11 protein-coding genes, 1 tRNA gene and 1 pseudogene are annotated in these 13,698 nt (G+C 43.9%); 10 read left to right on the forward strand and 3 right to left on the reverse strand.

The window, feature by feature from the left end; genetic code table 11:
* Window positions 1-121 precede the first annotated feature (121 nt).
* On the forward strand, window positions 122-1,231 hold the full coding sequence (gene lptF / locus ABKW31_RS18480; RefSeq protein ID WP_348618067.1) for an LPS export ABC transporter permease LptF: 1,110 nt from the start codon (window positions 122-124) through the stop codon (window positions 1,229-1,231).
* Window positions 1,224-2,291 (forward strand): LPS export ABC transporter permease LptG, encoded by a 1,068-nt coding sequence (gene lptG / locus ABKW31_RS18485; protein ID WP_348618068.1) that lies wholly within the window; start codon window positions 1,224-1,226, stop codon window positions 2,289-2,291. Before lptF ends, lptG begins: the two co-directional genes overlap by 8 nt.
* Before the next feature lie 25 nt (window positions 2,292-2,316).
* On the opposite strand, the gene ABKW31_RS18490 is transcribed toward lptG, so the two are convergent.
* A complete protein-coding gene (locus ABKW31_RS18490; protein ID WP_348618069.1) occupies window positions 2,317-2,832 on the reverse strand; it encodes an RDD family protein in 516 nt (171 codons plus the stop codon).
* Between the two features lie 95 nt (window positions 2,833-2,927).
* Here ABKW31_RS18490 and ABKW31_RS18495 point away from each other — a divergent pair, with 95 nt between their 5' ends.
* The 7 genes from ABKW31_RS18495 to ABKW31_RS18525 all read left to right on the forward strand — a co-directional run bounded on the left by ABKW31_RS18495 (window position 2,928) and on the right by ABKW31_RS18525 (window position 8,975).
* A complete protein-coding gene (locus ABKW31_RS18495; RefSeq protein ID WP_348618070.1) occupies window positions 2,928-3,068 on the forward strand; it encodes a hypothetical protein in 141 nt (46 codons plus the stop codon).
* A gap of 280 nt (window positions 3,069-3,348) precedes the next feature.
* The gene (locus ABKW31_RS18500; protein ID WP_348618071.1) at window positions 3,349-4,536 is read left to right on the forward strand and encodes an NAD(P) transhydrogenase subunit alpha; all 1,188 of its coding nucleotides are present in this window, start codon (window positions 3,349-3,351) and stop codon (window positions 4,534-4,536) included.
* A 1-nt stretch (window position 4,537) separates the two neighbouring features.
* The gene (locus tag ABKW31_RS18505) at window positions 4,538-4,819 is read left to right on the forward strand and encodes an NAD(P) transhydrogenase subunit alpha (RefSeq protein WP_348618072.1); all 282 of its coding nucleotides are present in this window, start codon (window positions 4,538-4,540) and stop codon (window positions 4,817-4,819) included.
* Between the two features lie 9 nt (window positions 4,820-4,828).
* Window positions 4,829-6,211 carry an NAD(P)(+) transhydrogenase (Re/Si-specific) subunit beta gene (locus ABKW31_RS18510; protein WP_348618073.1) on the forward strand — a complete coding sequence of 461 codons (1,383 nt, stop codon included), beginning with the start codon at window positions 4,829-4,831 and terminating at the stop codon, window positions 6,209-6,211.
* Window positions 6,212-6,228: 17 nt separating this feature from the next.
* Window positions 6,229-6,858, forward strand: coding sequence for a bifunctional 4-hydroxy-2-oxoglutarate aldolase/2-dehydro-3-deoxy-phosphogluconate aldolase (gene eda, locus ABKW31_RS18515; RefSeq protein WP_348618074.1), 630 nt, complete (start codon window positions 6,229-6,231; stop codon window positions 6,856-6,858).
* A 174-nt stretch (window positions 6,859-7,032) separates the two neighbouring features.
* Window positions 7,033-8,709 carry an acyl-CoA dehydrogenase family protein gene (locus ABKW31_RS18520; protein WP_348618075.1) on the forward strand — a complete coding sequence of 559 codons (1,677 nt, stop codon included), beginning with the start codon at window positions 7,033-7,035 and terminating at the stop codon, window positions 8,707-8,709.
* A 179-nt stretch (window positions 8,710-8,888) separates the two neighbouring features.
* Window positions 8,889-8,975 (forward strand) — tRNA-Leu (locus ABKW31_RS18525).
* A 377-nt stretch (window positions 8,976-9,352) separates the two neighbouring features.
* Here ABKW31_RS18525 and ABKW31_RS18530 read toward each other — a convergent pair.
* Window positions 9,353-10,777 carry a hypothetical protein gene (locus ABKW31_RS18530; protein WP_348618076.1) on the reverse strand — a complete coding sequence of 475 codons (1,425 nt, stop codon included), beginning with the start codon at window positions 10,775-10,777 and terminating at the stop codon, window positions 9,353-9,355.
* Window positions 10,778-11,065: 288 nt separating this feature from the next.
* Between ABKW31_RS18530 and ABKW31_RS18535 the strand changes: the two genes are divergently transcribed.
* On the forward strand, window positions 11,066-12,961 hold the full coding sequence (locus ABKW31_RS18535; RefSeq protein ID WP_348618077.1) for an EAL domain-containing protein: 1,896 nt from the start codon (window positions 11,066-11,068) through the stop codon (window positions 12,959-12,961).
* A 174-nt stretch (window positions 12,962-13,135) separates the two neighbouring features.
* Here ABKW31_RS18535 and ABKW31_RS18540 read toward each other — a convergent pair.
* Window positions 13,136-13,551, reverse strand: a pseudogene (locus ABKW31_RS18540) (hypothetical protein).
* Window positions 13,552-13,698 lie beyond the last annotated feature (147 nt).

A 13,698-nucleotide genomic window follows, 5' to 3' on the forward strand; every position in this document is an offset into this window, starting at 1 on the left:
GATTACTGGGGCTAAGTGCATGAAAAATACACTGTAGATAAATTAAACTTGAGAAAACGCTAAGTTTACTTAAAATTTCCTGTAGCGCTACTAAAATACCACTTTTTCCTTTGGAACTCGCGTGCTGATATTTCGATATTTAGTGACAGAAACTGTCAAATCTCAAATTGCCGTCTTTATGTTATTGATGGCAATTTTTATAACTCAGAAGTTTATTCGGGTTTTAGCTGAAGCTTCAAATGGTGACGTTCCGGCTAATCTTGTGCTCGGTTTTTTAGCATTGAGTATGCCGGTGTTGGCGTCGCTAATTCTCCCCCTTAGTTTATTTCTTGGCATTATGTTGGCTCATGGTCGCTTATATGTTGATAGTGAGATGAGTGTGATGCGAGCCTGTGGTATCAGTGAATGGTACATTACCCGTGTCATGTTAGTGGTGGCAGTGGTGATGGCATTGTTAACAGGGGTATTAACTCTTTGGTTGTCGCCTTTAGCGGTTGAAAGTGAATATCAACTTGAAGAAAAAGCCGGTGCACAAAGTGGATTGACTACCGTCATTCCTGGGCGGTTTCAGCAAACTGCCAATCAACAGGCTGTGATCTTTGTCCACGATATCGAGCCTGGGCAAAGCCCTCTGCGTAAGGTTTTTCTGGCCCAACACACCAAGGATGCCGGAAAGCAAGATATTAGAATCGTTTATGCTCAAAGCGGTGGCGTGCTCGAAGAGAAAAACGGAGCGGAAAAATTAATCCTAAAAGACGGTTTACAATATGAAGGAACATTAGGCAAACAAGACTATCGGATTATCGAGTTCGCTGAATATCAAATTCAAATCGCTGAACAAGAAGTAGAACAACAAAGACGCAAACTAACCGCGTATTCGACGATGAAGCTGTTAGGTGACCCATCAATTGATGCTATTGCGGAACTGCATTGGCGCTTGGCTTTACCACTATCTCTACCTTTTCTAGTGTTAATTGCCGTTCCATTGAGTGCCGCAAATCCGAGGCAGGGGCGCTTTGGTAAAATGGGACCTGCTTTGCTGTTATATCTTGGTTATTTTTTAATGTTGATGGCCGGACGCAAGGCGCTAGAAGAGGGCAATATTCCAGCGCAATTAGGTTTGTGGTGGGTGCACGGTATTTTACTCCTAATTGGGGTTGCCTTATTACTTAAAGGGCGACCATTAGGTGTGCGCTTAAGAGCAAGACTGCGAGGTGATGCCCGTGTTTAAGATTATAGATTGGTATATCGCGCGGACATTATTATCCACCACCGCTATGAGCCTATGTGTACTGGCAGGTTTGAGTGCACTCATTCGTTTTATTGAGCAGATGAAACAAGTGGGTAAGGGCAGTTATGATATGACAGTGGCTGCAATTTACATACTTCTGAGTTTACCCCGTGAGTTTGAACAGTTTTTTCCTATGTCCACCTTAATTGGGGGGCTAATAGGTATGGGGATTCTAGCCAGTAACAGTGAATTGGTTGTTATGCAGGCTGCTGGCCTAAGTCGTTGGAACATAATTGTATCTGCGATGAAATCGGCGCTGCTGATGGTAATAATTGTTATGATGGTAGGAGAGTGGGTCGCACCTGTGACCGAGGCCAAAGCTAAAGAAATACGCACTCAAGCTATATCAGGGGGGAGCCTATTTTCCTCTGAAAATTTGGTTTGGGCTAAAGACGGCGAAAATTTTGTGAGTATCGGCGAGGTGATAGATAGAAATAATCTACGTGACGTCACTGTCTATCGCTTTGACGAAAAGCTGGCTTTACAACAAATTATTAGCGGCCAACGAGCCAACTATGATGGACAGGCGTGGCTGCTTAAAGATGTCGAGTATACCAATTATTTAGCAACACAAATAACCGTGACTCAAAAAGAACAAGATTATTGGATATCCACATTAACGCCAGACAAACTTGGTGTGGTGACGGTTAAACCAGAGGCCCTATCTATTGGTGGCTTATATGGTTATATCGAGTACTTGCAGAACAATAGCCAAGACTCTAAGCGTTATGAATTAGCGTTGTGGCGCAAGGTATTGCAACCTCTCACGGTGGGGGTAATGTTATTAATGGCCTTGTCTTTCATTTTTGGCCCTTTACGTAGCGTAACGATGGGGGCGCGCATTATTATGGGGGTCTTGACCGGCTTCGGTTTTTTTGTCAGTAATGAGGTATTTGGCACACTCAGCAGTGTTTATCAATTACCCCCCTTATTTGGTGCTGCATTTCCCAGTGCCGTATTTGCATTTATCGCCATGTATCTCTTACAACGGCGAGGTTAAGTTAGCCCCTGTTACCTAAACAATATTAATCTTGGAGGTCCTTCCATGCCTTATGATGGTTGGCCTCTTTGCTTAAATACAGTATCTCAGTACCGGCTATTCTGTCTTGCAATGACTGTTTGTGTTTGACATCAAATAGTACCAGTAGGGTCCCCAAACCACCCAATGAGCTGATTAGGCGCAGTAGCGCTCTGCCATAGCCAAAGGGTTTATCTGTAGTACTAAATATTTTGAGTCGCCAAGCTCGCATGCCAATAGTTTGTCCACCATTGCGCCAAAACCACAAAAAAAATCCAACCACCCAAATACTTACCCAGATCTGTAGCAGGCTTTGATAAAAGATACTGTGCTGAAAAAGTTCACTAAAATTAGCATAACCTTGATTATCTAAAACCCCATTTTCAACCAATAATAATAAGGTTATGAGCATCAACATTGCAGCTACCATAGCGACCGCTATCGCAACTAAAGTATCGTAAATAAATGCAGCAAGACGACGGAAAAATCCGGCACGGGGAGAGCTTATTTTTGGTGAATTCATGAAAATCTGTTTTAAGTGCTTTTGTGCAGTTTAACAGGATTTAGGGGGGAGAATAAATAAAAGTGAGTGGCTAGTTAATTGTTTAAAGAGTGTCCTTGAGCGAGCTGACTTTAGTGCACAGCCTTTGTAAAGCAGCAGGTTTGGTTATTCAATTTCCAGGTGCAATTATTCCAAAAGAGAATTTTAGTGAGTTAATTAAGGCACAGTTATTAGCATTTGAACATCAAGCTAACTAGCTGTTTACAAATACAAAGAACATTTTTATAAGAGTGAAGGTGGTTTGCTCACTCCTCTTGCATTTAGTCACTAGGCGCTAGAGGAAGGTGTTTAATCTTTGAGGTATAAACTAATAAGCCCCCGATTTACATTAGGTAGTAACAAAAGTTTGTCATGGGTGCTTCTTTCTATGCGCTCGCGGTTATGCCGATAGTCTGTATAAATACTATGAATTTTCCGTTTTAACCCTATGCGTGCATAGTCGAAGTAACGCAACTGTTAATTGTTAAAGGGGGAATTATGCCTATTATTGGATTTCCGGTTGAGTCAAAGCCGGGGGAAAAACGCTGTGCACTAATGCCAGCTAATGTGAAAGCTTACACCTTATTAGGTGCAAAAGTGTTAATTGAAAAGGGCTTGGGGATCGCGCTACACATAAGTGATGATGAGTATGTTGAAGCCGGTGCTGAACTAGCGGATAGTCGGCAAGCCTTGCTGCGTAAAGCCAATATTATTGCGGCCTTACACAAGTTGCCAAGTGATGAACTGCAAACTATTAGTGCAGAATCATTGCTCGTCAGTTACCTCGACCCATTTAATGAGTCTGCTTATATTCAGCAGTTATGTGCAGCAAATCTATCCAGTATTAGTATGGAAATGATCCCGCGTATTAGCCGTTGTCAAAAAATGGATGCCTTGAGTTCACAAGCCAGTTTAGCGGGTTATGTCATGGTATTGCAGGCCGCTAACACCTTAGATTCGGTTTTTCCGATGATGATGACGCCCGCTGGAACCTTAAAACCGGCCAAGGTCTTCATCATTGGTGCAGGTGTCGCGGGCTTGCAAGCCATTGCCACCGCTAAACGTCTAGGGGCGAGTGTTACTGCCTTTGATACCCGCAGTGTAGTGGCGGAGCAAGTGCGTTCACTGGGTGCTAAGTTCCTCGCAATTGATTTAGGCCAAACCGGTGAAACCGGGCAAGGTTATGCGCAGGCCTTAACGCCAGAGCAAATGCAAATTCAACAGCGTGAGCAGGCTAAGTGTATTGCTGACTCCGATATTGTTATCACCACGGCACAACTCTTTGGACGTAAGCCGCCGGTGTTAATCGATCAAGCGACTATTGCATCTATGCGACCAGGCAGTGTCATTGTGGATATGGCGGCCGAAAACGGCGGTAATGTGATGGGCTCGATTTCTGGTGAAACCGTGCAAATCAATGGTGTTAGTGTAATTGGTACAGGGTATTGGGCCAATGGTGTCGCCAAACATGCCAGTCAAATGTACGCCAGTAATGTGTTGAATCTTATTGGTGAATTTTGGGATAAAGAGTCAAATCAATTTGCTCTGGATATTGAAGATGAAGTGCTATCGGCTTGTGTTATTAGCTACCAAGGTAAGGTAGTCAACAAGATGATCAGCGATTTTTATCAACAAAATGGCGTAGTAATTTACGCTAAACCAACCCAAATGACTGCGGAGGCCTAAGATGGACGGAATTTATTTACTCTTTATTTTAATGTTGTCGATCTTTGTCGGCTTTGAACTGATTCAAAAAGTACCAGCAACTTTGCATACACCCTTGATGTCCGGGGCCAATGCGATTTCAGGCATTACCGTGGTGGGGGCCTTAGTCCTTGCTGGCGATGAAACTTTGGGTGATTACGCCATGTATCTCGGTGCTTTTGCGGTATTTTTGGCTACCATTAACGTGGTGGGCGGATACTTGGTTACTGATCGCATGCTCGCCATGTTCAAGAAAAAGCAATAAGGGGGCCGTATGATAGAGTTAACGGCGAATAGCGCCTTATTAATCAATTTTGTTTATGTTATTGCGGCAGCACTTTTTATCTACGGATTAAAACTGTTAGGCCATCCCTCAACAGCACGTAAAGGCAATGCTTTGTCGTCCTTAGCAATGTTATTAGCGATTGTCGTGACCTTACTAGACTTATCGATAGTAAGTTATCAATGGATCATTATTGCCATGGTGGCAGGCTCAATAGTAGGCGTATTTGCAGCGCGGCTTATTGCTATGACAGCTATGCCTGAGTTGGTCTCTTTGCTTAATGGCATCGGCGGTTTGGCTAGCTTATTTGTGGCATGGTCAACTATGGCAGCACCTACCCAGATGTCGATATTTATTCTGGTAGTGACCTACTTAGCTTTATTGATTGGCGGCGTGACCTTTTCGGGTAGCTTAGTGGCCTGGGGGAAACTCAGTGAACGTATCGTTGGCCGCCCCATTATGTTTCGTGGTCAAGCAGTGGTTAACTTATTGATTGTTCTGGCTGTCATTGCCAGTGGCGTGATGTTTGTGCTTTTTCCACAGCAATCAGAGTACTTATATATTGCCATTGGCCTATCACTATTGTTTGGCGTTATGTTGGTTATACCCATTGGTGGGGCTGACATGCCGGTAGTGATATCGTTATTGAATAGTTATTCAGGACTCGCCGCCTGTGCCGCTGGTTTTGCCTTACATAATAACTTGTTGATTGTGGCGGGCTCATTGGTGGGAGCAAGCGGCATCATTCTTACCCAAATTATGTGTAAAGCCATGAATCGTTCATTACTGAATGTATTATTTAGTGGTTTTCAGTCAGTTAGTAACGAGAAGATGCTGATTGAAGGCGAAGTCAAAGCGCTGTCGGCCGATGATGCTTTTTATGTGCTCGAGGCCTCTCAATCTGTGGTGGTAATTCCTGGTTATGGAATGGCGGTAGCACAGGCCCAGCATGCCATGAAAGAGTTACAAATGTTGCTAGAAGAAAACGGTGCTGAAGTGGCCTATGCGATTCACCCCGTTGCTGGACGTATGCCCGGCCACATGAACGTCTTACTGGCTGAAGCTGACGTATCCTACGAGCAATTATTTGAAATGGACGAAATCAACAAGCGCATTGAAAACTTCGATGTGGCTTTGGTGATTGGCGCTAATGACGTAGTGAATCCAGCCGCTCGTGAAATGAAAGGTAGCCCCATTTATGGTATGCCGGTCATTAATGCTGATCTGGCTAAAAATGTATTTGTATTAAAACGTGGTATGGCATCGGGTTTTGCCGGTGTTGACAACCCACTGTTTTTCAAACCGAATTGCCGCATGATCTTCGGCGATGCTAAAGAAACCTTAAATAATATTATTCGTCAATTTGACACTTAATTAGAGAACCTATTTATATGCAATCAATTTCATCACTGATGGGCACGCAGACCCTACTGCCAATTATTCAAACCAATTCGGTCGAAGAGGGCGTTAATATCGCTCGAGCCATGGAGCAAGCAGGCTTGCACAGTGTCGAAATAGTGTTGCGTAGCGAGGCCTCCTTGCAAGCGCTTAGCGAAATCAAGCGAGCTTTCCCTAAATTGCTAGTGGGAGCAGGCACCGTATACAACACAACTATTTTGGACGCGGCTATCAATGCAGGTGCGGATTATATCGTTACACCAACGGTAACCAATTCTTTGTTGTTAGCCATGCTCAGCAGTGGTATCCCGTTTATTCCTGGGGTGCAAAACATGCGAGATATTGCCGAAGTGATGGAACATGGCATAACTGAAATGAAGCTTTTCCCCGCTGAACTATCCGGTGGAGTGGCTTTTTTAAAAGCGATTTCGTCGTTATTTAAGCATATTCAGTTCTGTCCGACCGGTGGGGTTAACCCCGCCAATAAAGACAGTTATTTGGCCCTACCTAATGTATTCGCCGTTGGTGGAACATGGGTAGCAAAAGCAGAGTGGGTTGCCGCCGGACAATGGGCCGAAATAACCCAAGCCTGTGTAGCGGCCAACAGTTTTAAAGCATCTTAAATTACCCTTTATTTTTAAGTAAACAAAGGTCCCTATAATTTTGAGTTAGGGGCCGCTGTTTTTTAATACAGGCTAAGACAATCAACTCTGTTTGGTGTGACATAAATGTTAATGCTTTTTTGCTTGAGTATGGCACAGTAAGCATATTCAAAATATCACACTCAGGATTGCATTATGTCTGATAGGCCTCCGACAACTGCAGCAAGTCAAACACAGGCAGATACCCATACGGTTACTAACCAACCGACTCCTTTAGCGCAATACAATGCCTATTTAGGTGATGAAGTATTACAGCATTGGGTCATTCGGTTTGGTGGCGGCTGGGGTGAAACTGCCCTCAGTCAGTTTGGTTATGGTGTTGGACATCATTTGTTAGAGGCGGGCTTTGCGGCCAACAAACATCTGCCTGAACTGCAAACCCATGATCGATTTGGTCATCGAATCGATCAGATCGATTATCACCCGGCTTATCATCAATTAATGGCCCATGCCATTGAACATGGCCATTGTCATTTACCTTGGACCAATACACAGTCTGGGGCGCATGTTGTGCGCGCTGCCTTAGCCTTTTTACACAATCACGCTGATCCTGGTTCAGGTTGCCCACTGACCATGACCTTTGCCAGTGTACCCGCCATCTCAATCCAGCCTGATATAGCCGCGCGTTGGTTGCCTAAAATTCTGTCGAATCGTTACGATGAGCGCAACAAGCCTTGGTTTGAAAAAGGCGGACTGACCATTGGCATGGCAATGACTGAAAAACAGGGAGGGTCGGATGTACGGGCTAATACAACAGTGGCATTTCCCCTTGGCCAGTCTGGGGGCGGCCAGTTATACACGTTAACGGGACATAAGTGGTTTTGTTCCGCACCCATGTGTGATGGTTTTTTGGTACTCGCCCAAGTAGAGCAAAAGTTATCGTGCTTTCTCGTGCCCCGTTGGCGCGAAGATGGCAGTAAAAACCCCATACACATTCAACGTTTAAAAAATAAACTAGGCAATAAATCGAATGCCAGTTCAGAAATTGAGTTTCGGGGCGCTCACGGTTGGTTATTGGGTGAAGAAGGAAAAGGTATAAACACCATTATTCAAATGGTGGCACTGACTCGTTATGATTGCATGTTAGGCTCCAGCGCCTTAATGGCACAAGCGGTCAAAGAAGCCATTTGGCATACGTCTGGGCGCAGTGTATTTGGCAAAAATCTGCACGATCAGCCCTTAATGCTGAATGTATTGGCGGATTTAGCCTTAGAGGCCGAAGCCGCCTTAGCCATCTCAATGCGCATTGCTTATGCACTGGACCATAGCGCTGATCCTCAACAAGCTGCTTTGATCAGAAGTGCTACTGGCATTGGTAAATACTGGATCTGCAAACGGGCTATTCAGCATACCTATGAAGCGATGGAATGCATTGGGGGAGTGGGATATGTGGATGAAAATATTACCAGTCGTTTATATAAAGAAGCACCGGTTAATTCAATTTGGGAAGGCTCGGGTAATGTGCAGTGTTTAGATTTACTTCGGGTACTCAAGCGAGAACCAGAGACTCTTGCGGCACTAATAAACGAATTTCAACAAGCTCGCGGTAAAGAGCCCTTGTTCGACAAAAAACTCGAACTATTTTTAGTGGAATTTGCCGCGCAACAAGATATCGAATTACGCGCCCGACAAATAATGGAAAGTCTCGCACTCTTGTGGCAATCGGCCACACTGCTGGTGTACGGTGACGATTGGATTGCCAAGGCATTTATTACTACTAGATTAGCTGACAAGCAATACCATCAATATGGCACCTTAGACCCATCAATCGATGTGAGCGCCATTGTAAAACGGGCCATGGTTAAATTTTAAAGCCAAGATGTTTAAAAAATAATCAGTCTGCATCTTGCAAGCAACAAAACACTTGCAAGCGCAGTAAGCCTCGCTATAATGCGCTCCTCTTGGAACTGCTGTTAAGCGATTTCAAGAACAAAGCAAAAGCTTGTAAAGATTTGCAACGATTTTTGAGTGAAGTAAATCAAAAATACGATGCCAGCGTGGTGAAATTGGTAGACACAGGGGATTCAAAATCCCCCGCTAGTGATAGTGTGGCGGTTCGAGTCCGCCCGCTGGTACCAAACTTTACAAGTAAACAATAAACCGACTAAGTGTCGGTTTTTTTGTGTCTGTAGAAAAGTGGATGTTTATACTTGGGAGTTAACACGTCCCTGATGATCCGCACCCAGTCTTGCCATCCATGGCAAACCGTTCAACTGGGCGCTGCTGCGCAGCTAAACAATCCAGCTGAACCCGCTGGTACCAAACTTTACAAGTAAACAATAAACCGACTAAGTGTCGGTTTTTTTGTGCCTTTAGAAAAGTGGATGTTTATACTTGGGAGTTAACACGTCCCTGATGATCCGCACCCAGTCTTGCCATCCATGGTAAACCGTTCAACTGAGCGCTGAAAATATCTATCCATTGAGGCTGTTGGCCTGTTTTAACATCTATTTATTTACTTACTTTTATTCTCTGCTACTAACTTTTTTAGATTTGGAATTGCGGCAATAGTTGCGTCACGAATTTGACCCGCGTCGTTTCGAACACTGTCGCTAACTCCGGCCATCGCACTTCTCATTCGCTGTGCGGGATCAAGTCTGGCTGTATTTAGGAAATTCATGATGGCAGGATTTTGTGACCAAAGAATACGATTCATTACATTACCCAGCATTGCCTGCGGATAATGCTCAGGCGTGTCGGTCATTTGTATCGGGACAGCGAGAGCGTTCTTTTCTTCATTGGTGTCGAAGCTTACCTCAATAAATCCAGCGATCGATGCGCTGAGTGAGACTAGGGGAGCTTGCAGTAGCGACGGCGTTATCCGGTCACCTTCCCAGATGGGTGAAACATCTAAACGCGTTGCGGCGGTTGCGGTACAATCAATAAACAACGAATCAGCTGGCACCTCAGCGTTGCCGTTTATACCTTGCAACTGACCCGCTTTGATTAAGTTAACTCGTCCAATTTTGATGACATGTTTGATCTGCCGCAGTAAATCAACTTCGCCTTGTGAAATTGTTGGAAAGTGAAATTTGCTTGGCAGGCTAGTCTGATCAAGACGGATCATATGACCATGCTTTTCCAGATGCAGGAATATTTCGTCGCTATTAGACGCAGTCGCGCCTATGCGCATTTGTTCTAGTTGCCACCCAATATTATGGCTAGCGAATTCTGAGCCAGGTTGGGTTGATGCACGGTTGATCAACCAAGTCTCGCGCGGGCGAACCCAACTAATTTTAGACGCTTCAACCCCCATATTTAAAAGCCAAACACCCACATCCATGGCTGTTTTTCCTGCGCCCACTATTACGTAATGCTTAGGTACCTTTGCATCGGTCAACCAGACTTCGGGCAATTTATCAGGTGTGGTTAAACGTACACCATCAGCAATTTCAAACTTGCGTTTATGTGTTGCAGGAACAGAGGCGGTCAATGCACGGCCATCCACCAGTTTTTGCCTAACATTTACACGAGTTTCCTTACCAGACACACTTGATACAATTATATGTTCGCCACTAGCGTTCTGTTGATAACGAGACATAGGATAATAACTAACGCGGCCGCTGGGAATAAAACGCTCTTGCATTGCTCGTTCAAAATACGCTAATACTTGCGTACCCGTAGCAAGCTTGTAAAAACCTTTATTGGGACCATCCGTATCGATCAGATCATCGCCAAAGCTCATTGAATTAAGTCCATAAGTGGCACTAGGCTGGTGCAATGTGACGAACGGATAAGCCACATTCCAGTGGCCGCCTGGTTTTGCATGTTGATCGACAAAAGTGATGTGTTTATCACTATATTCGAGTATCGAATCCGCAAAAGACAAACCAAGTGCGCCTGCGCCCACGATCAAATAATCAGTGTTAATCTCATCCATCTACATGTTCCAAATTCAATGTACTTAAGTGGGTTGAGAGTAAACAATATTGCTTGCCTATACAATGTTCTTAGATTGAGTGCTGGGAAGGTGCTAAACAAATGACTAAGACGTAAAAATGGATAAAATTACGAAGACACCCATCGTAAATCAATCGACTATTGAGAGTTATTTAACTAGTTTCGCAATTGATTAGCATGAAAACTTTCGAACAAGGTGAGTCTTTGCTATTAGGTTTTTAACTATTTAAGCGTTACAGTAAAACACTGCGATTAATCAGGTTTCTCAATGGACCCAAGCAAAAAACCTCAAATCAGGGCGTGGCAGGATAATTTTGAACAAGATGTATTCAGCCAGATTCGTCGTTACAGGCTTATGCAGATTTGTGCTGTAAGCGCACTTGGCTTAATAGCTACGCTTCTGGTGGCGAGAGGTATTACTTTTATCATTTTTACCGCCGGTCTTGGCTTTCTGTTGTTAGCTTTAGGCTTAGCATTTAAACATAAAGTGCTAGCATCAGCTTATATCCTGCTCGGCTCTATGACGGCTATGTTATTTGCACTGGCTTTAACGGGTGCAGGTTTGTTTGATTTGGCAATTCTTGGATACCCAGCACTCCTTATCTTCGCTGCTATCTTAGGCGGTGGTGGTTTGTTTCTATCAGTCCTATTGTTTGTACTTGCGCAATGTATTTTTGTGACGTGGTTAACACTACATGGCTTCATCACTCCTCATATTCCAACTTTAAGCTGGTCACATTTGTTGTTTATTATGGTCATCTTTGTTGTAACAGGGTTTAGCGTATATATTTTGGTGCAAGATATTAAGCGCTTGATGCTGTCATTACAGAGTGAAAATGCCAAAGTACAACAAGGCCAAGCCGAAATTCAGCATCTAGCCCATCACGATACCCTGACTAATTTGCCTAACCGCTTTTATGGCGAAGAGCTGTTTGTTAAATCTTTAGCTAACTGTGGGGCAAAACAACAAAAACTTGCGCTGTTATTCTTCGATTTGGATAATTTTAAGCCAGTAAACGATGCGCTAGGACACGCCGCAGGAGACCAATTGCTGGAGCAACTTGCCCGACGTTTGAGTGAAATGTTACTGGCTGATCATTATCTTATTCGTTTTGGTGGTGATGAGTTTCTGCTACTGGCGCCCTACACTCCTGGCCGTGGTCAATTAGATCACTTAGCGGAAACATTGATACAGCAGTGTGCGTCTGAATTTGAAATATTACACAATAAGGTCGTTATTTCTGCCTCCTTGGGCATAGCTTGCGCCCCAGACGACGGTACAGACTTTAAACAACTGTGCCGAAGAGCAGACATTGCAATGTATCAAGCAAAAAAAGAGGGTCGCAATACCTACCACTATTACGACAAGAGTCTTGATAAAGCTAGCGATGATAAATTCAGATTGTTGCAATTATTGCGTCGAGCTCTGATTGAGGAGCAGTTCCAACTCTATTATCAGCCCATGATAACGCTCAACAGTGATGATATTATTGTGGTTGAAGCCCTATTACGTTGGCCGCAAGCTGATGGCAGTATGATAGGCCCTGATCAATTTATCCCCTTAGCTGAAACTAGCGGTTTGATCAATGAATTAGGCCGCTGGGTGCTCCAGCAGGCATGTTTGAGCTGCGCATTGCAGCGCCGGTTAGGCTTTGTAAACCTGCGCGTAGCGGTAAATATTTCAGTAATGCAATTTAAGGATGGGCAGTTGCAGCACATTGTTGAAACTGCATTACATGAAGCCGGTTTGCCTCCTGAAGCACTCGAGTTAGAGTTAACTGAGTCATTACTTATTGATCAGACCGAGCATATTCAACAACAACTTAAGGAATTAAGCGAATTGGGTATCACCATCGCGATTGATGATTTTGGTACCGGCTACTCAAACCTTGGCTATCTGCGCGATTTTAACGCTACCACACTTAAAATAGACCGCTCCTTTATCACCTCGCTGTGTGTTGCTGAACATGACGAGCCCTTAGTAAAAGCCATAATTAATATGGCTGCGAGTCTGGGACTGAAAACCGTTGCAGAGGGTATAGAAGATGAAGCAACGCTTAAAAAACTGATTTCACTAGGTTGCGATATCGGTCAAGGGTATTACTGGTCGAAACCAGTGCCGCAAGATGTGTTATCAGAACTGCTGCGTGAACGCCAAAAATAGGATATATCCTTCTGGTAGACGCTATGCAAAGATGTCATTGCAAATTGATTTTAAACACTGTCTTTTGACTTAAAAAAATTGCAGTGAAGTTAAATCAGCAGACCCCAAAATGGGTTAAGTTTTGGGGAGCAAATATATCCAGTTGTTAATCTTACAGCTTCAAACTCATATTTATCAGCCTTTACCCAAAGTCAATTTGGTGTCTTCATCACGCAATAAGTACAAGGTAAAACAGGCGGCCCACATAGGCCAAGCAGCAAAAAACAGCAAATTATTGAAGGGGTCTAAGTATTGACTAAGCGCCGATAGCGTCGACCCGCCGTGCAGCAAAAAGGTAAGGCCGTAGGTCAGGCGTTTTTGGTAACCAACTAAAAAGCCTACAATCAATATTAGCTGCAGGGCACCAATAAGGTAAGCCATACCTTCACCGAGCCCTGCTATAGCATAAAACTTTTCAAAAATTTTAATGCTATGGCCGGGGTTGATGAATTTGTCTAAGGTCCAAACATGACAATAAACACCCCTAGTCGTAGTGATAATAGTGACCATTGCAAACGTCTTCGAAATTGAATCGCTAGCGTTTCACTCATTTAAACTCCTTGTTTATCTTTGTCTTCCAGCCTAATAATTTTAAGCTGCTCAATTTTTGATTGGTATCACTATGGTTGTTAGCTCTACCTTTTTTAATGGGCAACAGACAGTTTAAAGTTGCGAGTCAACAGACCGCCAAATTGACT

It is taken from the genome of Paraglaciecola sp. 25GB23A, from assembly GCF_040012495.1.
Classification (GTDB): domain Bacteria; phylum Pseudomonadota; class Gammaproteobacteria; order Enterobacterales; family Alteromonadaceae; genus Paraglaciecola.